Annotated in this window: 18 protein-coding genes; 9 read left to right on the top strand and 9 right to left on the bottom strand. The window is 55.5% G+C overall.

The features are described 5' to 3' along the window. Nucleotides 1–178: 178 nt before the first annotated feature. From UR289_RS03130 to pncB, 3 genes are all read right to left on the bottom strand, one after another. Complete coding sequence (locus UR289_RS03130) at nucleotides 179–1270, bottom strand: porin (protein ID WP_047061504.1); 1092 nt, start codon at nucleotides 1268–1270, stop codon at nucleotides 179–181. 606 nt (nucleotides 1271–1876) lie between these two features. After that, nucleotides 1877–3277: an asparagine--tRNA ligase gene (gene asnS / locus UR289_RS03135; protein ID WP_033145107.1), complete on the bottom strand. Its 1401-nt coding sequence runs from the start codon at nucleotides 3275–3277 to the stop codon at nucleotides 1877–1879. Nucleotides 3278–3443: 166 nt separating this feature from the next. Continuing rightward, entirely contained in the window at nucleotides 3444–4646 is a 1203-nt protein-coding gene (gene pncB, locus UR289_RS03140) for a nicotinate phosphoribosyltransferase (RefSeq protein WP_320709142.1), read from the bottom strand. A gap of 254 nt (nucleotides 4647–4900) precedes the next feature. On the opposite strand from pncB, the gene pepN reads away from it, so the two are divergent. Further along, nucleotides 4901–7513, top strand: coding sequence for an aminopeptidase N (pepN, locus tag UR289_RS03145; RefSeq protein WP_236903043.1), 2613 nt, complete (start codon nucleotides 4901–4903; stop codon nucleotides 7511–7513). Between the two features lie 96 nt (nucleotides 7514–7609). On the opposite strand, the gene ssuB is transcribed toward pepN, so the two are convergent. From ssuB to ssuE, 5 genes are read right to left on the bottom strand one after another with little or no spacing between them, the layout of a single operon-like run. Next, nucleotides 7610–8380 carry an aliphatic sulfonates ABC transporter ATP-binding protein gene (gene ssuB, locus UR289_RS03150; RefSeq protein ID WP_033145110.1) on the bottom strand — a complete coding sequence of 257 codons (771 nt, stop codon included), beginning with the start codon at nucleotides 8378–8380 and terminating at the stop codon, nucleotides 7610–7612. After that, nucleotides 8377–9168, bottom strand: a complete 792-nt coding sequence (gene ssuC / locus UR289_RS03155) for an aliphatic sulfonate ABC transporter permease SsuC (RefSeq protein ID WP_023311016.1) — start codon at nucleotides 9166–9168, stop codon at nucleotides 8377–8379. Before ssuC ends, ssuB begins: the two co-directional genes overlap by 4 nt. A gap of 9 nt (nucleotides 9169–9177) precedes the next feature. Next, on the bottom strand, nucleotides 9178–10323 hold the full coding sequence (ssuD, locus tag UR289_RS03160) for an FMNH2-dependent alkanesulfonate monooxygenase (protein ID WP_320709143.1): 1146 nt from the start codon (nucleotides 10321–10323) through the stop codon (nucleotides 9178–9180). Then, nucleotides 10320–11282 (bottom strand): sulfonate ABC transporter substrate-binding protein, encoded by a 963-nt coding sequence (locus tag UR289_RS03165; protein ID WP_320709144.1) that lies wholly within the window; start codon nucleotides 11280–11282, stop codon nucleotides 10320–10322. The genes ssuD and UR289_RS03165 overlap by 4 nt, the downstream gene beginning before the upstream one ends. Beyond that, the gene (gene ssuE, locus UR289_RS03170) at nucleotides 11275–11850 is read right to left on the bottom strand and encodes an NADPH-dependent FMN reductase (protein ID WP_023335146.1); all 576 of its coding nucleotides are present in this window, start codon (nucleotides 11848–11850) and stop codon (nucleotides 11275–11277) included. The genes UR289_RS03165 and ssuE overlap by 8 nt, the downstream gene beginning before the upstream one ends. Nucleotides 11851–12098: 248 nt before the next feature. On the opposite strand from ssuE, the gene pyrD reads away from it, so the two are divergent. Next, nucleotides 12099–13109: a quinone-dependent dihydroorotate dehydrogenase gene (pyrD, locus tag UR289_RS03175; protein ID WP_320709145.1), complete on the top strand. Its 1011-nt coding sequence runs from the start codon at nucleotides 12099–12101 to the stop codon at nucleotides 13107–13109. Between the two features lie 165 nt (nucleotides 13110–13274). Further along, nucleotides 13275–13817, top strand: coding sequence for a cell division protein ZapC (zapC, locus tag UR289_RS03180; RefSeq protein ID WP_023311020.1), 543 nt, complete (start codon nucleotides 13275–13277; stop codon nucleotides 13815–13817). On the opposite strand, the gene UR289_RS03185 is transcribed toward zapC, so the two are convergent. Continuing rightward, nucleotides 13814–14923: a YcbX family protein gene (locus UR289_RS03185; protein WP_320709146.1), complete on the bottom strand. Its 1110-nt coding sequence runs from the start codon at nucleotides 14921–14923 to the stop codon at nucleotides 13814–13816. The two genes, zapC and UR289_RS03185, sit on opposite strands and share 4 nt — an antisense overlap. Nucleotides 14924–15021: 98 nt before the next feature. Between UR289_RS03185 and rlmKL the strand changes: the two genes are divergently transcribed. The 6 genes from rlmKL (at nucleotide 15022) to rmf (ending at nucleotide 22948) form a co-directional block, all read left to right on the top strand. Then, nucleotides 15022–17130 carry a bifunctional 23S rRNA (guanine(2069)-N(7))-methyltransferase RlmK/23S rRNA (guanine(2445)-N(2))-methyltransferase RlmL gene (gene rlmKL, locus UR289_RS03190; protein WP_320709147.1) on the top strand — a complete coding sequence of 703 codons (2109 nt, stop codon included), beginning with the start codon at nucleotides 15022–15024 and terminating at the stop codon, nucleotides 17128–17130. A gap of 12 nt (nucleotides 17131–17142) precedes the next feature. Next, nucleotides 17143–19050: an ABC transporter ATP-binding protein gene (locus UR289_RS03195; protein ID WP_039261607.1), complete on the top strand. Its 1908-nt coding sequence runs from the start codon at nucleotides 17143–17145 to the stop codon at nucleotides 19048–19050. Nucleotides 19051–19063: 13 nt separating this feature from the next. Next, entirely contained in the window at nucleotides 19064–20317 is a 1254-nt protein-coding gene (gene pqiA, locus UR289_RS03200) for a membrane integrity-associated transporter subunit PqiA (protein WP_023311024.1), read from the top strand. A 4-nt stretch (nucleotides 20318–20321) separates the two neighbouring features. Next, nucleotides 20322–21962 (top strand): intermembrane transport protein PqiB, encoded by a 1641-nt coding sequence (pqiB, locus tag UR289_RS03205; RefSeq protein ID WP_320709148.1) that lies wholly within the window; start codon nucleotides 20322–20324, stop codon nucleotides 21960–21962. Next, nucleotides 21959–22525 (top strand): membrane integrity-associated transporter subunit PqiC, encoded by a 567-nt coding sequence (gene pqiC, locus UR289_RS03210; protein ID WP_320709149.1) that lies wholly within the window; start codon nucleotides 21959–21961, stop codon nucleotides 22523–22525. The genes pqiB and pqiC overlap by 4 nt, the downstream gene beginning before the upstream one ends. A 255-nt stretch (nucleotides 22526–22780) precedes the next feature. Further along, nucleotides 22781–22948 (top strand): ribosome modulation factor, encoded by a 168-nt coding sequence (gene rmf / locus UR289_RS03215; protein ID WP_013097261.1) that lies wholly within the window; start codon nucleotides 22781–22783, stop codon nucleotides 22946–22948. Nucleotides 22949–23008: the final 60 nt, after the last annotated feature.

The following is a 23008-nucleotide window of genomic DNA, read 5'->3' on the forward strand; positions in this document are numbered from 1 at the left end:
GTTCCATTGTGATTACAGAAGTGAAATCCGCTATCAGGTTAACGGTAGATTTACAAAATGCCAACCGTTTGCGACGAAAAGCGTGCGGCTTTTCAAAAGTCGCCATTATTTTCTGTCACGCATAAAAAAACAGGGCCGAAGCCCTGTTCATTAAGCATATAACAAAGTGGTGTACTGATTAGAACTGGTAAACGATACCAACACCAGCCTGGTCGTCGGTAGACAGGCCTGTTGCACGGGTATAATCATTCTCATCCAGCAAGTTGAACTTGTACGCAGCATAAACGTTCATGTTCTTGTTGAAGTAGTACCAGGTACCCACTTCGATGTATTTTACCAGATCAGCATCGCCACCTGCGAAAGTAGCACCGTTAGCAGTACGGCCAGTCAGGTCTTTACCCTTTGACTGCACATAGCCAATGGATGGACGCAGACCAAAGTCGAACTGGTATTGAACCACAGCTTCGAAGTTCTGCGTTTTGTTTGCGAATTCATCATCGTTTTCACGAGTCATGTTACGGGATTCACCGTACATTACAGATGCGTATACGCTGTTCGCATCATATTTCAGTGACGTTGCCCAACCCTCAGCACGTTCACCTTTACCATCGGTAGTCTGCTTAGTGGAACGGTCAGAGTTGGTATATGCCGCGGTCACGTTGAAGCCGTCTGCGAAGTCATAACCCAGAGAGTAGCTGCCGCCATCGCCGTTCTGGCGAGAAGTGGTGTGGCCGTTTTCATTTTTACCCTGATACTGCAGGCCCAGTGCCAGACCATCAACCAGACCGAAGAAGTTAGAGTTACGGTAGGTAGCCAAACCGGTGCTACGTGCGGTCATGAAGTTATCAGTTGCGGCCAGAGAGTCGCCACCCCAGATAACCAGCATGTCGGTTGAAGCCAGCGCATCATAGAACACACCGTAGTTACGGCCGTAATCAAATGAACCGTATTCACCAGCTTTCAGACCTGCGAAAGCCAGACGGGTTTTGGTACCCTGAGCACCTTCCTGAGAGGAAGCGTCCATGTTGTATTCCCACTGGCCGTAACCAACCAGTTGGTCATTAACCTGGGTTTCACCTTTGAAACCGATACGGGCATAGGTGGTATCGCTGTTATTAGATGCGCCGTTAGTAGTCCATTGATGCTCACCTACAGCTTTACCGTAGAAGTCCAGCTTGTTAGCGTTTTTGTTATAGATTTCTGCAGCGTTAGCTGCACCGGCTACCAGCAGGGCAGGGATTACCACTGCCAGAATATTGCGCTTCATCATTATTTATTACCCTCATTGGTTTTTTTATGACACTCGCCACTGCCGTCAATAAATTCTGTCAATAAATATTTCCGGAACTATTGATGAGAGTTTGGTGTCTTTATGTATCTGACAGGCATCTTTCCATTCGGCGAAGCGTTTCGCTAGCCTGAAAGTGCTACAATTCTCAAGATTAAGTAACAGAAAGAAAACATGTGTAACTAAATATGTATTTTGGGGAACTTTGTGAACCATCTCAAACTTCAGAACACCCTGGCGAATTAAACAGCAAATCCTATCCTATATATATGAATTCCTTATGATTAATTGAGATAAAGGCGATTCGTATAAACAGACCTTAAACGGCTCGTTTTTTCTTATGACTGTGAAAGGCCTTCCGGATGGCTGTAAAAGTGGTTGAAATTTGTGCTATCGCTTGAGGGTGTAATAATCGCAATAAGAATGGGGTTTATTTTTTGTGGCTGGATATTTCGCGGAAACAAAACGTAACAGGTAGTGGTTGTGACGGGGGGAAGGTTTAAAGACGCTGACTTTGCGCTGACGAAAACTGACAATACAGAATAAAATAATGGCCAGCATCTGCTGGCCATTTCAGTCTTTTACCGATTAGAAGCTGGCGTTACGTGGAGTACGTGGGAATGGGATCACGTCTCGTACGTTCTGAACACCGGTAACGTAGGCAATCAGACGCTCGAAGCCCAGACCAAAACCGGCGTGCGGTACGGTACCGTAACGGCGCAGATCGCGGTACCAGCTGTAGTCAGCGGGGTTGAGGCCCATCTCTTCCATACGCGCGTCCAGCACGTCAAGACGTTCTTCACGCTGAGAGCCACCGATGATTTCACCAATGCCCGGCGCCAGTACATCCATCGCTGCCACGGTTTTACCGTCTTCGTTAAGGCGCATATAGAAGGCCTTAATGTCTTTCGGGTAGTTTTTAACGACAACCGGCGCTTTGAAATGCTTCTCGGCCAGATAGCGTTCGTGCTCAGACGCCAGGTCAACGCCCCAGTAAACCGGGTTCTCGAACGTCTCACCGCATTTCTCGAGGATCGCCACCGCGTCGGTATAGTCCACCTGCGCAAAGTCGGCAGAGACGAAACGCTCCAGACGCGCTACAGCATCGCTGTCTACGCGTTCTGCGAAGAATTTCATGTCGTCAGGACGCTCTTCCAGCACCGCTTTGAAGACATACTTCAGCATGGCTTCTGCCAGGCCAGCGACATCGTCGAGGTTGGCGAAGGCCACTTCAGGCTCCAGCATCCAGAATTCCGCCAGGTGACGACTGGTGTTGGAGTTTTCGGCGCGGAAGGTTGGGCCAAAGGTGTAGATCTTTGACAGCGCACAGGCGTACGTTTCGCCGTTGAGCTGACCAGATACCGTCAGGAAGGCTTCTTTACCAAAGAAGTCTTTGTCATAGTCCACTTTACCTTCAGGCGTGCGCGGCAGGTTTTCCATGTCCAGCGTCGAAACGCGGAACATCTCACCGGCACCTTCCGTATCGGACGCGGTGATCAGCGGGGTAGACACCCAGAAGTAACCCTGCTCATCGAAGAAACGATGCAGCGCCTGCGCCAGCGTATGACGCACGCGCGCCACCGCACCAATCAGGTTGGTACGCGGACGCAGGTGGGCGACTTCACGCAGATATTCGATGCTGTGGCGTTTTGCCGCCATCGGATAGGTGTCCGGATCTTCAACCCAGCCGGTGACTTCAATCGCAGTGGCCTGAATTTCGAAGCTCTGGCCCTGACCCGGTGAAGCCACAACCACGCCGGTAACAATGACGGAGCAACCCGTTGTCAGTCGCAGAACGTCATCATTGTAATTGGGCAGAGAATTATTAATGACGGCCTGTACAGGATCAAAGCAGGAACCGTCATAGACGGCGAGGAAGGAGATGCCAGCTTTAGAATCTCGGCGGGTACGCACCCATCCGCGCACGGTGACTTCCTGGTCAACGGCGACACGGCCCTGGAGTACGTCGGCTACAGGCACAACGCTCATAATATTCTCTCTGTTAATAGTCGGAAAAAATAAACACTTGTCCACCCTTATGGGGGGATATCTATGTTACCTGCCATCCGCTATCAGACAAGTAAATTTCGCAGTCAAAAGAGAAGAATTGAGAAATAAATAAGAAGAAGGGAGCCATAAAGGCTCCCGTAAGCGCTTAACTGGCTTTTTTGATCAAGGGGAGGTCGAACGCTTTACGCAATGCGCGGACAAATGCTTTGTCATGGCAGATGGTTTTACCCGGGCTGTCGGAGAGTTTCGCCACCGGCTTGCCGTTACATTCCACCAGTTTGATGACGATATTCAGAGGTTTTACCTGAGGAATATCGCAGGTCAGACGGGTACCAATCCCGAAGCTCAGGTTCACACGGGTATTGAAATGGCGATAGAGGTCGACCGCTTTCGCCAGGTCGAGATTATCCGAGAAGACCAGCACTTTGCTCATCGGGTCAATGCCGAGTTTTTCGTAATGGGCAATGGCTTTCTCGCCCCATTCAACCGGATCCCCGGAGTCGTGCCGTAATCCCTGGTAACGTTCAGCGAACTCGGGACCAAAGTCGCGCAGGAAAGCATCCATCGTAATACAGTCGGTGAGGGCAATTCCGAGCTGATTCGGGTACTCTTCAAGCCATGCGGCCAGCGCCGCGCGCTGGCTGTTAGCCAGATCGGGGCTGATCTGCTGATGCGCCTGGAACCACTCGTGCGCCTGGGTGCCCATTGGCGTCAGGCTGAGGCGGCGTGCCAGATCGTAGTTGCTGGTGCCCACGAACCACGGCTCCTGCTGCAGACGTTTAACGATGGCCTCCTGAACGTCACGCGAGAAACGGCGACGCGTGCCAAAGTCCATCAGGCGGAAGCGGGATAAGTCCAGCCCTTCGGTCAGCGTGGAGAAGGCTGCGAGTTTATTTTCCAGCGCGGCAACCGCCTGCTCGACGCCTTTTTCCGGCGAACGGTAGCGGTGAGCCAGTTCACTGATCACCGCCAGAAGCGGCACTTCCCACATGATCACTTCCCGCCACGGACCTTCAAGGCGAATATCCAGCTTGCCGTTATCATTAAGCACGGTGACCTGCTCCGGCTTATAGCGGAAATCGCGCAGCCAGTTCAGGTAGTCGGCTTTGAAGAAAGGCAGGCCAGAAAGCCACTGATATTCCTCGTCCTGCAGCGTCAGATGCTGCATAGCATCGACCTGTTCACGAATGGCGTCTGCGTAGATACCGAGCAAGTCGTCGCCACGACAGCGGAATTCCGCCGCGACGTGAACGTCATAGTAATGGTGGAAAACGGCTTGCTGCATATGCAGTTTATACGCGTCGGTATCCAGCAACGTATGCAGAACTGGAGAAGCGAATTGAGTCATAGGTGCGCAGTAGCATCCTCTCACAGGAGCGTTTAGTACAATAAACAACTCCGGAGTATACCTTGTTTAGTGATTTATTGAACCCCGATCACAACATAAGCGCGTTTTATGGTCGAGGGCATTTTGTGCCCCGTGTTATACAAATGTAGCAAAAAAAGGTTTTGACCCTGAAAAGATGAACATTCTGCATAGCGCGATTTGCGCAACAGGAATATATTGAAACGTTACTCGACAAACGATGCATAAGGTTTTCTATGACACAACAGCCACAAGCCAAATACCGCCACGACTACCGTGCGCCGGATTACCTGATTAGCGAAATCGATCTGACTTTTGACCTGGATGCCACTAAAACCGTTGTCACGGCGGTGAGCCAGGTGACGCGCCATAGCGCAACTGCGGTGCCGCTGCGTCTGGATGGTGAAGACCTGACGCTGGTCTCCCTGCATATTAATGATGAAGCCTGGTCAGACTATAAAGAAGAAAACAACCAGCTGGTCATCGACAACCTGCCGGAACAGTTTACGCTGCGCATCGTGAATGAAATCAGCCCGGCCGCCAACACCGCGCTGGAAGGGCTTTACCAGTCGGGCGTGGCGCTGTGTACCCAGTGTGAAGCGGAAGGGTTCCGCCACATAACCTGGTATCTCGACCGTCCGGACGTCCTGGCGCGCTTCACCACCAAAATCATCGCCGATAAAACCCTGTATCCTTTCCTGCTCTCCAACGGTAACCGCGTAGGCGAAGGCGAGCTGGAGAATGGTCGTCACTGGGTGCAGTGGCAGGATCCCTTCCCGAAACCGTGCTACCTGTTTGCGCTGGTGGCGGGGGACTTCGACGTGCTGCGCGATACCTTCAAAACGCGCTCAGGCCGCGAAGTGGCGCTGGAGCTGTTTGTTGACCGCGGCAACCTTGACCGCGCGCCGTGGGCGATGACCTCCCTCATCAACTCCATGAAGTGGGACGAAGATCGCTTCGGCCTCGAATATGACCTCGACATCTATATGATCGTCGCCGTCGATTTCTTCAACATGGGCGCAATGGAGAACAAAGGCCTTAACGTCTTTAACTCCAAATACGTGCTGGCGCGTACCGATACCGCAACGGACAAAGACTACCTTGATATCGAACGCGTTATCGGCCACGAATATTTCCACAACTGGACCGGTAACCGCGTCACCTGCCGCGACTGGTTCCAGCTGAGCCTGAAAGAGGGCCTGACCGTCTTCCGCGATCAGGAGTTCAGCTCCGATCTGGGTTCACGCGCGGTGAACCGCATCAACAACGTGCGTACCATGCGTGGCCTGCAGTTTGCGGAAGATGCCAGCCCAATGGCGCACCCGATCCGCCCGGATAAAGTCATCGAGATGAACAACTTCTACACCCTGACGGTGTACGAGAAGGGTGCTGAAATTATCCGCATGATCCACACCCTGCTGGGCGAGGAGAACTTCCAGAAAGGGATGCAGCTGTACTTCGAGCGTCATGACGGCAGCGCGGCCACCTGCGACGATTTTGTGCAGGCGATGGAGGATGCCTCTAATGTCGATCTCTCTCACTTCCGCCGCTGGTACAGCCAGGCCGGGACGCCGGTTGTCACCGTCAAAGACGATTACAATCCGGAAACCGAGCAGTACACGCTGACCATCAGCCAGCGCACGCCGCCGACGGCGGAGCAGGAAGAGAAATATCCGCTGCATATTCCGTTCAGCATTGAGCTGTACGATAACGAAGGCAAAGTCATCCCGCTCCAGAAGGGCGGCCACCCGGTACACCACGTGCTGAACGTGACTCAGGCCGAGCAGACCTTTATCTTCGATAACGTCTACTTCCAGCCGGTGCCTGCGCTGCTGTGTGAATTCTCCGCGCCGGTGAAGCTGGAATACAAGTGGAGCGATCAGCAGCTGACGTTCCTGATGCGTCACGCGCGTAACGACTTCTCCCGCTGGGACGCGGCGCAAAGCCTGCTGGCGACCTACATCAAGCTCAACGTAAACCGCCATCAGCAGGGCCAGCCGCTGTCGCTGCCTGTCCATGTGGCTGACGCGTTCCGCGCGATCCTGCTGGATGAGAAGATTGACCCGGCCCTGGCCGCTGAAATTCTGACCCTGCCGTCAGCGACTGAAATCGCCGAGCTGTTTGACATCATCGACCCGATTGCCATCGTGGCGGTGCGTGAAGCGTTGACCCGTACGCTGGCTGCAGAGCTGGCCGATGAGTTCCTGGCTATATATAACGCCAATAAGCTTGATGCTTATCGCGTTGAGCACGCGGACATTGGCAAACGTTCTCTGCGCAATACCTGCCTGCGCTATCTGGCGTTTGGTGAAACCGAGCTGGCGAACACTCTGGTGAGCAAGCAGTACCACGAAGCGGATAACATGACCGACGCCCTGGCCGCGCTGGGTGCAAGCGTTGCCGCTGAACTTCCGTGCCGTGATGCGTTAATGCAGGAGTACGACGACAAGTGGCATCAGGATGGCCTGGTGATGGACAAATGGTTCATCCTGCAGGCGACCAGCCCGGCGGCCGATGCGCTCAGCAACGTGCGCAGCCTGCTGAAGCATCGCTCCTTTACCCTGAGCAACCCAAACCGCGTGCGTTCTCTGATTGGCGCGTTTGCCAGCAGCAACCCGGCCGCGTTCCACGCCGAAGACGGCAGCGGGTATCAGTTCATGGTGGAAATGCTGACCGAGCTGAACAGCCGTAACCCGCAGGTGGCGTCGCGCCTGATTGAGCCGCTGATCCGTTTGAAACGCTACGATGCGAAGCGTCAGGCGAAGATGCGTGCCGCGCTTGAGCAGCTGAAAGGGCTGGAGAACCTGTCTGGTGATTTGTACGAGAAGATTGCTAAAGCCTTAGCGTAATAAAAAATTGCCCGGTGGGCTGGTAAAAGCAGAACGGCAACCTCGGTTGCCGTTTTTTGTGTTTTCTCCCCGTGGGAGAGGGCCGGGGTGAGGGCATCAGGCATTAGCCTTGGCTCGCTGTAACTCCGCCCCCCCGCGCTTCATCACCCGATCCAATACCTCAGCTTCCAGCTCCGCCAGCCTTGCCGAGCCCACGCGACGAGGCCGCGGAAGATCCACCGTCAGATCCAGGCCTATTTTCCCGTCCTCAATTAGCAGCACCCGGTCAGCCATCGCGACGGCCTCGCTCACGTCATGCGTCACCAGCAGTACCGTAAAGCCGTGCGCCTGCCACAGGGATCCAATCAAATCCTGCATTTCGATCCGCGTCAGGGCGTCGAGCGCGCCGAGCGGTTCATCAAGCAACAGCAGGCCCGGACGGTGAATCAACGCGCGCGCCAGCGCCACGCGCTGCTTCTGCCCGCCCGAGAGGGCGGCAGGCCATTCACCCGCACGATTTTCCAGCCCAACGGCGGCCAGCGCCTGCCGGGCTTCATCCCGCCAGCTGCCCTTAAGACCGAGCCCGACATTGTCGATAACCGTTTTCCACGGCAGCAGGCGTGCATCCTGAAACATCATGCGGGTATCGTCCTGAATATTCGAAAGCGGCGTCGTTCCTGCCAGAATGTCTCCGCCGTTGGGGGCTTCCAGTCCGGCCAGAAGACGTAGCAGGGTACTCTTGCCGCCGCCGCTGCGCCCGACAACGGCCACAAATTGTCCGGCGGGAATATGCAGATCCAGCCCGTTAAGAATGGTGTTTTCGCCGTAGCGTTTGGTCACGCCGTTCAGCAGTAACGGCGTTCCCTGGTTCAGTCGTGCAGTATTCATGCTTTCGCCTCCTGAAGGGTATAGGCCGGGTTCCAGCGCAGCCAGCTGCGCTCCAGCCACTGGGCGCTGACGTCGGCGAGTTTGCCGAGCAGGGCATACAGAATGATGGCAACCACCACCACGTCCGTTTGCAGGAATTCGCGGGCGTTCATCGCCAGGTAGCCAATACCTGAGTTGGCCGAGATGGTCTCCGCCACAATCAGCGTCAGCCACATCAGACCGAGCGCAAAACGCACCCCGACCATAATGGAGGGCAGGGCGCCCGGCAGAATCACGTGAATAAAGAGGGAAAAACCCGATAAGCCGTAGCTGCGCGCCATCTCCACCAGACCGCGATCGATATTGCGGATGCCGTGCCAGGTGTTGATGTAAATCGGGAACAGTGTGCCCAGCGCCACGAGGAAGATCTTGGCGCTCTCATCAATACCAAACCACAGGATAACCAGCGGGATCAGCGCCAGATGCGGCACGTTGCGCAGCATCTGAATGGAGGTATCCAGCAGCCGCTCGCCCCAGCGGGAAAGGCCGCTGATCAGGCCCAGAACCAGACCGATGCTGCCGCCGATGGAAAACCCAATCACGGCGCGCCAGGAGCTGATCGCCAGATGCTGCCACAGCTCACCGCTCACGCTCAGCGACCAGAACGCTTCTACGACGCCCTCCGGAGAGGGCAGAATGCGGCTCGACAGCCAGCCGGTGGACGACGCGAGCTGCCAGAGAGCCACAATGCCGACGGGTAAAAACCACGGCGCGGCGCGCAGCAGCCATTTTTGTGAGGTGGCAGACATGGTCACTCCTTAGCTCTGCGTGGCTTTGCGGGGAATAAACTCGTTCGCCACGGCTTCGCCCTGAAGCTGAAGCCGCTGCGGCTGCGGGATTTCCGGAATGGCAACATCCAGATGCGGGAATAACAGCTCGCCCACCTTGTACGCCTCTTCCAGATGCGGATAACCGGAGAGAATAAAGCTGTCGATACCCAGGTCTGCGTATTCATTAATCCGGGCGGCTACGGTCGGTCCGTCGCCGACCAGCGCCGTGCCCGCACCGCCGCGCACCAGGCCAACGCCCGCCCACAGGTTCGGGCTGATCTCCAGGTTCTCGCGCTTGCCGTTGTGCAGGGACGCCATTCGGTGCTGTCCGACGGAGTCGGTTTTGGCAAACGCGGCCTGCGCCCTGGCGATGGTCTCATCGTCCAGGTGGGAGATCAGGCGGTCAGCGGCCTGCCAGGCTTCTTCATTGGTTTCCCGCACAATTACGTGCAGGCGAATGCCGAAGCGCACCTTGCGCCCATGGGCGGCCGCCTTAGCGCGTACCTGGGCAATTTTTTCTTTCACCAGCTCAGGCGGTTCGCCCCAGGTCAGATAGAGATCGACCTGCTCTGCCGCCAGATCCTGGGCTACGTCCGACGATCCGCCAAAATAGAGCGGCGGTCGCGGCTGCTGCACCGGCGGGAAGTAGAGCTTCGCGTCACGAACGTGAATATGCTTGCCTTCAAAGGTGACGGTTTCACCTTCCAGCAGACGTCGCCAGACGCGGGTGAACTCGGCGGAGGCTTCGTAGCGCTCGGTATGGTCGAGGAACACCCCATCGCCCGCCAGCTCCTGCGGATCGCTGCCCGTCACCAGGTTAAACAGGGCGCGGCCGTTGGACAGCCTGTCCAGCGTTGCCGCCTGACGCGCCGCCACGGTGGGGGAGACTACGCTCGGACGTAATGCAACCAGGAACTTCAGACGCTGGGTGACCGGGATCATCGACGCGGCGACCAGCCAGGCATCTTCACATGAACGTCCGGTCGGGATCAGCACTCCGGTGAAACCGATTCGGTCCGCCGCCTGCGCAATCTGCTGCAGGTAGCCGTGGTCAACCGGGCGCGAGCCCTCTTCTGTACCAAGATAGTGTCCATCACCGTGGGTGGGTAAAAACCAGAAAAGATTCAGACTCATGATTTAGCTCCTTCTTTGCCTGCGGGCTGCCAGATGCGTTCGCGAATAGTGACCTGTTTCGGCACCAGGTGGTTGTGATAGAAAAGGTCAGCCGTTTGTTGCTGAAGCGCGGCGACGTGCGCGTCCACGGGCGTAATGGTGGTCGGCGGACGGTGGTTGAGATAGCTCGCGATCACCGGCTCAGGTAAGCCCATGGTTTTCGCCAGCAGGGCAATGCTCTCCTGACGCTGGGTCTGGGTCAGCGCATCGGCCTGAGTAAAGGTATCCAGTACGCCCTGGATAAATGCGCCGTTCTTTTCCGCATAAGGACGCGCGGCCAGATAGAACGAGCCGGTCTGCTTCAGCGTGGTACCGTCTTTCAGCACGCGAACGCCGCCCTGCAGCAATGCGGCGGAGTAGTACGGATCCCAGATGGCCCAGGCATCAACGTTCTTCTGCTGGAACGCGGCGCGCGCGTCGGCAGGCGTCAGGTAAACGGGCTGAATGTCAGTGAACTTGAGCCCGGCTTCCTGCAGGGCACGCAGCAGCAGGTTGTGCGAGCTGGAACCTTTCTGGAAAGCCACTTTATGCCCTTTGAGGTCCGCGACGCTTTTAATGTCGCTGTTTTCAGGCACCAGGATCACTTCGGCCTTCGGTTTGGGCGGCTCAACGCCAACATAGACGAGGTCCGCTCCCGCCGCCTGGGCGAATATCGGCGGAATATCACCCGTGCTGCCGAGATCGATACTGCCGACGTTCAGGGCCTCCAGCATCTGCGGGCCAGCCGGGAATTCCACCCAGGAGAATTTGGTGTCCGGGAAGCGTTTTTCCAGCAGCTGGTGGCTTTTCGCCAGCACCATGCTGACGCTGCCTTTCTGATAGCCAATGCGCAAACTTTCCGGAGCCGCTTCTGCGGCATGGGCCAGCGAGGTAAGCGCCATCAGACCTGCCAGGCCGATACGGGTTAACGTTTTAAACATGTGCGACTCCTTGAGGCTGACCAAACGCCGGGGCCTGGATATCCCGGCGGTGCAGGGCATGCCAGAAGGTTTCCAGGGCAGTATCGAGGCGGGTTTGCAGGTTCGGCGTAAAATGAGGTTTATGTTGATAATCGATAACCTGGGAGTCATCTGCGAAAACGCCGTGGAGGATCTCCTGCGCTTTCAGCGCGTTCAGCACCGGCTTCAGGGCATAATCCACGGCCAGTAAATGGGCAACCGTACCGCCCGTTGCCAGCGGCAGCACGACTTTGCCGTCCAGGGCGCGTTCCGGAAGCAGATCGAGCAGGGTTTTCAGCGCCCCGGAAAAAGAGGCTTTATAAATAGGCGTGGCCACAATTAAGCCGTCAGCGCCGTTAAGCTGCTCGATGAGCGTTTTCAGCGCTGGGCTGTCGAAGCGGGCGTAGAGCAGATCTTCAGGTTCGAAGTTATGCAGGTTCCAGTGGCACACTTCCACATCCAGGGCATTGAGTTTTTCGCGGGCATATTCCAGCAGGGCGCTGGAGCGCGAAGGGAATCGTGGACTTCCGGCCAGGGTAATGACGCGCATACTTCCTCCTTATAACCAATTGTTTGCTTTTATCTAACATTCATAACAATTTTCAGGAGTGTGACACCGCGCGGTTATTCCACTAAATGATTTATCTGCAATTAAAATGCGAAAAAGTGCATAAGAAATAGACGGGGAGGTAAACGATTGCGTTTTACGCTGATTTTTTGCCGCAGGTCAATTCCCTTTCGCGCGTGGATCGCCCATAATCCCCTCCCGGTTTGCACACCGGGAATCCAGGAGAGTTCATGTACTACCCCTTCGTTCGTAAAGCCCTTTTCCAGCTCGACCCTGAGCGCGCTCATGAATTTACATTCCAGCAATTACGTCGTATTACCGGAACGCCGCTGGCCGCTCTGGTGCGTCAGAATGTGCCGGAAAAACCTGTGCATTGCATGGGTCTGACCTTTAAGAATCCGCTGGGTCTGGCGGCCGGTCTGGACAAAAATGGCGAGTGCATTGATGCCCTGGGCGCGATGGGCTTTGGCTCCATTGAAATCGGTACCGTCACGCCGCGCCCGCAGCCGGGAAATGACAAGCCGCGCCTGTTCCGCCTGGTTGAAGCCGAAGGGCTGATCAACCGCATGGGCTTTAATAACCTCGGTGTTGATCACCTGGTTGAGAACGTAAAAAAAGCCCATTTTGACGGAATATTAGGCATCAATATCGGTAAAAATAAAGACACGCCGGTAGAGCAGGGTAAAGATGACTATCTGATTTGTATGGAAAAAGTCTACGCCTATGCCGGTTATATCGCGGTGAATATTTCTTCACCCAATACTCCGGGTCTGCGTTCCTTACAATATGGCGAAGCGCTGGACGATCTTCTGAGTGCCATTAAAAATAAACAAAATGAACTCCAGACGATCCACCATAAATATGTTCCGGTCGCGGTTAAGATCGCCCCGGATCTTTCTCCTGAAGAATTGATCCAGGTTGCCGACAGTTTGGTTCGCCATAATATTGATGGTGTTATTGCGACCAATACCACTCTCGATCGTTCCCTCGTGCAGGGAATGAAAAACTGTGACGAAGCGGGTGGGTTAAGTGGACGTCCGGTGCAATTAAAAAGCACCGAAATTATTCGCGCCCTGTCTGCAGAATTAAAAGGACGTCTGCCGATTATTGGCGTCGGCGGCATTGACTCAGTGATTGCTGCGCGCGAGAAGATGGCGGCAGGTGCGTCACTGGTGCAAATCTATTCCGGCTTTATTTTTAAAGGACCGCCGCTGATTAAAGAAATCGTTACTCATATCTAATCTTTTCTCTTAATCAGACAACCAGGGCTTTATTTCCAGCCCTGGTTGTTTTATATTCCGTCACTGTTGCTTATTTAGTCATTATAGTCTTTTATTAATGGTGTTATAAACGAGGCGGCAAACAGGACATTTTTAGTACAGGACGTTTGGGGACGGGAGAGACACATGCGAATTAAACCTGACGATAACTGGCGCTGGTATTTTTGCGACGAGCATGACCGAATGATGCTCGATTTAGCCAATGGCATGTTGTTTCGTTCTCGTTTTGCCCGCCGAATGTTAACCCCGGATGCATTTTCCCCGTCGGGCTTTTGCGTTGACGATGCGGCGCTTTATTTCTCCTTTGAAGAAAAATGCCGGGATCTGGTGCTCTCTAAAGAGCAGCGTGCCGAGCTGGTATTAAATGCGCTGGTGGCTATCCGCTTCCTGAAACCACAAATGCCAAAAAGCTGGCATTTTCTTGCGCATGGTATGAGCTGGACCCCGGCAACGGGTGACGCGGCCAGCGTCAATCTGAGCGATACCGCAGAAGAGGTGAGCCTGCTGGTGGTTGAGCCTGGCGAAAATGCTGCGCTCTGCCTGCTGGCACAGCCCGGCGTAACCATTGCCGGGCGGACGATGCAGCTTGGCGATGCCATTAAAGTGATGAACGACAGGCTGAAGCCGCAGCTGCGCGTAGACTCCTTCAGCCTTGAACAGGCGGTTTAAGCTTCCAGCTGTACGGACGTTTTCGGTATGCAGCTACAGCACAGAATTGTGCCGTCATTTCCAATTGCCGATTTTTTCAGCGCACTGACCTCTCCATCCACCAGCCTGATGCGGCAGCATCCGCAAATGCCTGCGCGACAGGAATAGGGTACGCGAATACCTGCCTGCTCCAGTTGCTCCAGTAATACCTGCTGGTTGTTGCCACGGATGACGTTGCCCTGCCAGTGAATATCTACCGCAGAGGCGACATTCGTCACAACGTCGACCATTTCTTCTTCCTGACCTGAGCCGTACGCTTTTGCAGGTCCTCGGGCAAGAATTTCTACCTCATCACCGACGCGGATTGCGCCGCTGGAGCGAGGGATCAGGTTCTGCCCGAAATCCACATCGCCGTTGTCCTGCGCGGTGCGGAACGACTGCAGCGTCTTCAGCGGTTCGCCGGAAGGGTGCTTCTGGCCTTTCTCAGGGCTCACCGTGGTGAAAATGCAGCGGCTGCAGGGTTTTACGACATCAAAGATGACGCTGCCGATGCGGATCACTTTCCAGGTGTCTTCTTCCCAGCCGTCGGCGCCCGTGACCACCAGGTTCGGACGGAACTGTTCCATCTGAACGCTGGCCTTACAGCGGCCTTGTAAATCACGCAGCGAGGCTTCGTTAGTCAGCAGGAACGGGAAACCATCGGCGAAGGAGAGGGGAACGGCGTCGTGGCGCTTCACGCGACGCGTCGGTTCAGGACCTACCCAGCGCAGCTGCACGTCGCGGGAGAAGAAACCGCTCAGCCAGCGGTTAATCTCATCCGGGGCGATGCGCGCGGTAAAATGATTGCCCCACACTTCCGTTGGCGCATCGACAGGCGCAAAATCAGCAAAGCGAATGACCGCGCTGGAACCGTCCGGCGCGGTAAGGTGCAAACCGTCATGAAGCGGGGAAGGGGTAAAGCGAACCATCTGCGGGAACTGGCGTGCGGTAATGAACGTGCCGTCAGGCTCGGTGACCATAAAAATACGATCGAAGGCGAATCCGCTCATGTCGGCCAGCGCGTGAGAGACGCCGATGCCGCGCATGGATTTCACCGGATGAATAAAAAGCCTGGATAACGTCGCCACTGCACACTCCCACAAATGAAAATAAGCCTTCAACTTTATGACATACACGCCATATTAGCTATAATGCGCGACAATTTTCTAAGAGTAAAAGTGACGATATGAATTCTCTGTTTGCCAGTACGGCCCGTGGGCTGGAAGAGCTGTTAAAAACTGAACTGGAAAGCCTGGGCGCGCAAGAGTGCCAGGTGGTTCAGGGTGGTGTCCATTTTGAGGGCGACACGCGGCTTATTTACCAGAGCCTGATGTGGAGCCGTCTGGCGTCGCGCATCATGCTGCCGATGAAGGAGTGCAAGGTCTATAGCGACCTGGACCTCTATACCGGCGTACAGATGATCGACTGGACAGAGATCTTCACGCCTAATGCCACCTTTGCGGTGCATTTCAACGGCGTGAACGACGAGATCCGCAACAGCCAGTACGGTGCCCTGCGCGTAAAAGACGCCATTGTGGACTGCTTTACGCGTAAAAATAAGGAACGTCCGAACGTCGATCGCGAAAATCCGGATCTGCGTATTAACGTCTGGCTGAACGGCGACACGGCGAGTATTTCTCTCGATCTGAGCGGCGCGGGCCTGCACCTGCGCGGCTACCGCGATCGTACCGGTATGGCGCCAATTAAAGAAACCCTGGCTGCCGCTATTGCGATGCGCTCCGGCTGGCAGCCGGGCACGCCGCTGCTCGATCCGATGTGTGGTTCCGGTACGTTGCTGATTGAAGCGGCCATGCTGGCAACCGACCGCGCGCCGGGCCTGCATCGCGGTCACTGGGGCTTTAAAGGCTGGGCCCAGCACGACGAAGCGCTCTGGAAAGAGGTCAAAGATGACGCGCAAACCCGCGCGCGTAAAGGTCTGGCGGAGTACACCTCCCACTTCTACGGTTCGGACAGCGACCCGCGCGTAATCGAACGCGCGCGCAGCAACGCCCGTCGCGCCGGTATCGGCGAGCTGGTCACCTTCGAGGTGAAAGACGTGGCGAATCTGACCAACCCGCTGCCAAAAGGTCCGTACGGTACCGTGATCAGCAACCCGCCTTACGGCGAGCGTCTGGACAGCGAGCCGGCGCTGATTGCCCTGCACAGCCTGCTGGGCCGCAATATGAAGGACTACTTCGGCGGCTGGAACCTGTCGCTGTTTAGCGCCTCGCCGGAGCTGCTGAGCTGCCTGCAGCTGCGTGCCGATCGCCAGTTTAAGGCGAAAAACGGCCCGCTGGACTGCGTGCAGAAAAACTACCATCTGGCGGAGAAAGCGGCGGACAGTAAGCCTTCCGGCGTGGCGGAGGATTACGCCAACCGCCTGCGCAAGAACCTGAAAAAATATGAAAAGTGGGCGAAGCAGGAAGGGATTGAATGCTACCGCCTGTACGACGCCGACCTGCCGGAGTACAACGTGGCGGTTGACCGCTACGCGGACTGGGTGGTGATTCAGGAATATGCGCCACCGAAAACCATTGATGCGCAAAAAGCGCGTCAGCGCATGCTGGACGTTATCGCGGCCACCATCGCCGTGCTCGGCATTGCGCCGAACAAGCTGGTGCTGAAAACCCGCGAGCGTCAGAAAGGAAAAAATCAGTATCAGAAGATGGGCGAGAAGGGTGACTTTATCGAAGTGGGCGAATACAACGCTCGCCTGTGGGTGAACCTGACAGACTATCTGGATACCGGCCTGTTCCTCGACCACCGTATCGCCCGTCGCATGCTGGGTCAGATGAGCAAGGGCAAAGATTTCCTCAACCTGTTCTCCTATACCGGCAGCGCGAGCGTGCATGCGGGTCTGGGCGGTGCGCGGAGCACCACCACGGTGGATATGTCCCGCACCTATCTGGAGTGGGCGGAGCGCAACCTGCGTCTTAACGGGCTGACCGGACGTCAGCATCGTCTGATGCAGGCCGACGTGCTGGGCTGGCTGCGTGATACTGACGAGCAGTTCGACCTGATCTTTATCGATCCGCCGACCTTCTCCAACTCCAAGCGTATGGAGGATAGCTTTGACGTTCAACGCGATCACCTGCGCCTGATGACCGACCTGAAGCGCCTGCTGCGCAAGGGCGGCACCATTATGTTCTCGAACAACAAACGCGGCTTCCGTATGGATCATGACGGCTTAGCAGCCCTGGGACTGAAAGCACAAGAAATCAGCCAAAAAACGCTGTCTCAGGACTTTGCCCGTAACCGTCAAATTCATAACTGCTGGTTGATTACCGCGGCCTGAAAGGAAAAATAAATGTCTTTAATTAGTATGCACGGCGCGTGGCTCTCTTTCAGCGACTCGCCGCTTCTCGATAATGCAGAGCTGCATATCGAAGATAACGAGCGCGTCTGTCTGGTGGGCCGTAACGGCGCGGGTAAATCCACGCTGATGAAAATCCTCAACCGCGAACAGGGGCTGGATGACGGTCGCATCGTGTACGAGCAGGATCTGATCGTCTCTCGCCTCCAGCAGGACCCGCCGCGTCACGTGACAGGCAGCGTTTACGATTTCGTGGCGGAAGGCATTTCTGAGCAGGCCGAATACCTGAAGCGCTATCACGAGATTTCGCATCTGGTGATGACCGACCCGAGCGACAAGAACCTCAACGAACTGGCGAAAGTGCAGGAGATGCTCGATCACCACGGTCTGTGGCAGCTTGAAAACCGCATTAACGAGGTTCTGGCCCAGCTTGGTCTGGAACCGGACATGGAGCTGTCGGCGCTCTCCGGCGGCTGGTTGCGTAAAGCGGCGCTGGGCCGCGCGCTGGTCAGCGGGCCGAAGGTGCTGCTGCTGGACGAACCGACGAACCACCTGGATATCGAAGCGATTGACTGGCTGGAAGGTTTCCTGAAAACCTTCAGCGGCACCATCATCTTTATCTCGCACGACCGTTCGTTTATTCGCAACATGGCGACGCGTATTGTCGATCTCGACCGCGGCAAGCTGGTCACCTATCCTGGCGATTACGACACCTATCTGCTTGAGAAAGAAGAAAACCTGCGCGTGGAAGAGCTGCAGAATGCGGAGTTCGACCGCAAGCTGGCGCAGGAAGAGGTGTGGATCCGCCAGGGCATCAAGGCCCGCCGTACCCGTAACGAAGGCCGCGTGCGCGCTCTGAAGGCAATGCGCCGTGAGCGCAGCGAACGCCGTGAAGTGATGGGCAGCGCCAAAATGCAGGTGGAAGAAGCGTCCCGTTCCGGCAAGATTGTCTTCGAAATGGAAAACGTCAACTATCAGGTTGATGGCAAAGTGCTGGTGAAAGATTTCTCCGCCCAGGTGCAGCGCGGCGACAAAATTGCGCTTATCGGCCCGAACGGCTGCGGTAAAACCACGCTGCTGAAGCTGATGCTGGGCCAGCTGCAGGCCGACAGCGGCCGCATTCACTGTGGGACTAAGCTGGAAGTGGCGTACTTCGACCAGCACCGCGCGGAGCTGGATCCGGACCGCACGGTGATGGATAACCTTGCCGAAGGCAAGCAAGAGGTAATGGTAAACGGCAAGCCGCGCCACGTGCTGGGCTATCTGCAGGACTTCCTGTTCCATCCGAAACGTGCGATGACCCCAGTGCGTGCGTTATCTGGCGGAGAGCGTAATCGTCTGCTGCTGGCGCGTCTGTTCCTGAAACCAAGTAACCTGTTGATTCTCGATGAACCAACGAACGACCTGGATGTCGAAACGCTGGAATTGCTCGAAGAATTGATTGACGGTTATCAGGGGACCGTAATGCTGGTCAGCCACGATCGTCAGTTCGTGGATAACACCGTAACCGAGTGCTGGATCTTCGAAGGTGAAGGGCGAATTGGACAATACGTAGGTGGTTATCACGATGCAAAAGGGCAGCAATCGCAGTCTCTGGCGCAGAAACAGTCAAAGTCCAAAATAAGTTCAGAACCTGCTGTAACAAAAGCAGAAACTGTCAAGAAAACCTCGGCTAAACTAAGCTATAACCTGCAGCGCGAACTGGAGGGGCTACCGCAGCGTCTTGAAGAGCTGGAGGCCGCGCTTGAGGATCTGCAAAAACAGGTTGCTGATGCGTCATTCTTTACCCAATCGCATGACTATACTCAGAAAGTACTGGCTGAACTGTCCGCGGCTGAAAAAGCCCTGGAAGAAGCATTTGAGCGCTGGGAGTACCTTGAGTCTCTGAAAAACGGCGCATAGACAGGGATAACATATGTGTGACCAGCACCATGCCGACAGGCATATTTTATGCTCGCAATGCGATATGCTCGTGGCGTTGCCAGAGCTTGGTCACGGACATAAAGCCCTGTGTCCACGTTGCGGCGCAACGTTGACAACCGAGTGGGACGCGCCGCGGCAGCGTCCCACTGCTTACGCTCTGGCAGCATTGTTCATGCTGCTGCTCTCCAATCTCTTCCCTTTCATCTATATGAAGGTGGGAGGGATAACCAGCCAGGTGGATCTGCTTGAAATCCCGGGCGTGATGTTCTCGGAAGATTACGCCAGCCTCGGCACCTTTTTTCTCCTGTTTGTCCAGATAGTCCCGGCTTTTTGCCTGGTCGTTATCCTATTGCTGGTCAACCGCGTCAGGATGCCCTCATCATTGAAAATCCGGCTCGCGCGTATCCTTTTTCAGCTTAAAAGCTGGGGCATGGCCGAGATCTTTCTGGCGGGCATTCTGGTCAGTTTCGTGAAGCTCATGGCATACGGTGACGTGGGGATCGGCAGCAGCTTTATTCCGTGGTGCCTGTACTGTGTCCTGCAGCTGCGTGCTTTCCAGTGCGTGGACAGACGCTGGGCGTGGGATGATATCGCCCCGGCACCGACGCTTGCGCAGACGGTAAAAGTCGGCGTGCCCGGCATTCGTCAGGGGCTGCGTTCCTGCCCGTGCTGCACCGCCGTGCTGCCCGCCGATCTCGACGTTTGTCCGCGCTGCGAAACGAAAGGTCACGTACGCCGTAAAAATAGCCTTCAGTGGACGATGGCCCTGCTGGTCACCTCCATCATGCTGTATCTGCCTGCCAATATTCTACCGATCATGATCACCGATTTGCTCGGCGATAAAATGCCCTCGACGATCCTCGCCGGGGTGATCCTGCTGTGGGGCGAAGGTTCCTATCCTGTCGCCGGCGTGATCTTTATCGCCAGTATTATGGTGCCAACCTTAAAAATGATCGCCATCGCCTGGCTCTGTTGGGATGCGAAGGGGCATGGAAAACGCGACAGCGAACGCATGCACCTGATTTATGAAGTGGTCGAGTTTGTCGGACGCTGGTCAATGATTGACGTATTTGTCATCGCCGTTCTCTCTGCACTGGTGCGGATGGGCGGTTTGATGAGTATTTATCCCGCGATGGGGGCTTTAATGTTTGCACTGGTCGTGATTATGACCATGTTTGCGGCCATGACCTTCGACCCTCGTTTATCGTGGGATCGTGAGCCTGAATCAAGCCATGAGGAAGAGTAAGAGCATGGAACATAAGAGTGGAGAGGCGAAAGTGCAGAAGGTCAAAAACTGGTCGCCGGTGTGGATTTTCCCCATCGTGACCGCGCTGATCGGTGCATGGATCCTGTTTTATCATTACAGCCATCAGGGACCGGAAGTCACGCTGATAACCACCAATGCCGAGGGGATTGAGGGCGGTAAAACGACCATCAAAAGCCGTAGCGTGGATGTGGGCGTGGTCGAAAGCGCAACCCTGACCGACGATTTAACCCATGTGGAAATTAAGGCGCGCCTTAATGCCGGCATGGAAAAACTGCTGCATGGCGATTCCGTTTTCTGGGTGGTTAAACCGCAGGTGGGGCGCGAAGGGATCAGCGGCTTAGGGACGCTGCTCTCTGGAGCCTACATTGAACTGCAGCCCGGCACGAAGGGCAGCCAGCCTGGGCAATATCAGCTTCTCGACTCACCGCCGCTTGCGCCGCCTGATGCCAAGGGTATCCGCGTGATCCTCGACAGCAAAAAAGCGGGTCAGCTCACTGCGGGTGATCCAGTACTGTTCCGCGGCTACCGCGTCGGTTCCGTTGAAACCAGCACCTTCGATGCGCAAAAGCGTACCATCAGCTATCAGCTGTTCATCAATGCGCCAAACGATCGTCTGGTGACCAGCAACGTTCGCTTCTGGAAGGACAGCGGGATCGCGGTCGATCTTACGTCGGCGGGGATGCGCGTAGAAATGGGTTCCTTAACCACGCTGTTTGGCGGCGGGGTGAGCTTTGATGTGCCGGAAGGGCAGGATCTGGGGCAGCCGGTTGCCGAGAAAACGGCGTTCAGACTCTTTGACGATCAGCGAAGCATTCAGGACGCGCTCTATACCGACCACATCGACTTCCTGATGTTCTTCAAGGATTCCGTTCGCGGTCTACAGCCGGGCGCGCCCGTTGAGTTCCGCGGTATTCGTCTTGGTACGGTTGGGCAAGTTCCGTTCTTTGTTCCGGGCCTGAGCCAGATGCTGGACGATGATTATCGTATTCCGGTGCTGATCCGCATCGAGCCGGAACGTCTGCTTAACCAGATTGGCGAGAATCAGGATATTGCCACCCATATCAGTCAACTGATGGACCGCGGTCTGCGTGGATCCTTGAAGACGGGTAATCTGGTGACCGGTGCGCTGTATGTGGATATGGACTTCTACCCGAAAGCACCGCCGATTACCGGTATTCGTGAATTTGGTGGCTACAAGATCATCCCAACGGTGAGCAGCGGTCTGGCTCAGATCCAGCAGCGTCTGATGGAAACGCTGGATAAGATCAACAATCTGCCACTGAATCCGATGATTGAAGCGGCGACGAACTCGCTGAGCGAAAGCCAGGCAACGATGCGTCGCCTGCAAACCACGCTGGATAACATCAACAAGATCACTGCGAGCCAGAGCATGCAGCAGCTGCCGCAGGATATGCAGAAAACGCTACGTGAGCTGAACCGCAGTATGCAGGGCTTCCAGCCGGGTTCAGCGGCCTACAACAAGATGGTGGCAGATATGCAGCGTCTTGATCAGGTCTTGCGTGAACTGCAGCCGGTGCTGAAAACGCTCAACGAGAAGAGCAATGCGCTGGTGTTCGAAGCGAAAGATAAAAAGGATCCTGAGCCGAAGAGGGCAAAAGAATGAAAAAGTGGCTATTGATGGTTGGCGCTCTGCTGTTAACGGCGTGCAGTTCAGGGGTAGATAATAAAAGCTACTATCAGCTGCCTGTGTCTACCCACAGCGGTGGGCAAAGCACGGCCAGCCAGGGAAACCGCCAGCTGTGGGTTGAGCAGGTTGCCGTGCCGGATTATCTGGCAGGAAACGGCGTGGTCTATCAGACCAGCGACGTTAAATACGTGATTGCGACGAACAACCTGTGGGCCAGCCCGCTGGATCAGCAGCTGCGTAACACGCTGGTGGCCAATCTGGGCAGCCAGCTTCCGGGCTGGGTTGTCGCGTCGCAGCCGCTGGGTAACGACCAGGATACGCTTAACGTCACGGTCACGGGCTTCCACGGCCGCTATGACGGTGCGGTGGTGATCAGCGGGGAGTGGTTGCTGAACCATCAGGGGCAGCTGATTAAGCGTCCTTTCCATCTGGAGCTGCAGCAGCAGAAAGATGGCTATGACGAAATGGTGAAAGTTCTGGCTCAGGGTTGGGCACAGGAGTCGGCCAGCATCGCGAGAGAAATTTCCCGGCTGCCATAAGTAAAATTCATCATCAAAAACCGCAGTTGGCCTGTTGCTGATTGCGGTTTTTTTTCGTTTTCACTTCAGATTGTTACTTGTGCCACGTCACAATTTTTGTACAAATGAACTTCCGGCTAGCTCACAAATATGACACCCGTATGAATTTTGAACATTGACGATGCGACTAATTCGGGGTATTCGTTATCTGTGCCTGTGCATTGAGTGCAGACACTGTTTTCTTTCCACCAGACAAAAGAATGAGGGAAACGAGGCATGAAGAGACAGAAACGAGATCGCCTGGAACGGGCTCATCAACGTGGTTATCAGGCCGGCATCGCTGGACGTTCTAAAGAAATGTGTCCTTATCAGACGATAAATCAAAGGTCACAATGGCTTGGAGGCTGGCGAGAAGCCATCGGCGACAGGGCACTCATAGCCTGATAACGTCTCTTTCAAAAAAGAAACCTCCGCAATGCGGAGGTTTCGCCTTTCTGGAGGTGC

Origin of the sequence: Enterobacter sp. 302C9 (assembly GCF_034106085.1) — a bacterium.
GTDB lineage: Bacteria > Pseudomonadota > Gammaproteobacteria > Enterobacterales > Enterobacteriaceae > Enterobacter > Enterobacter asburiae_B.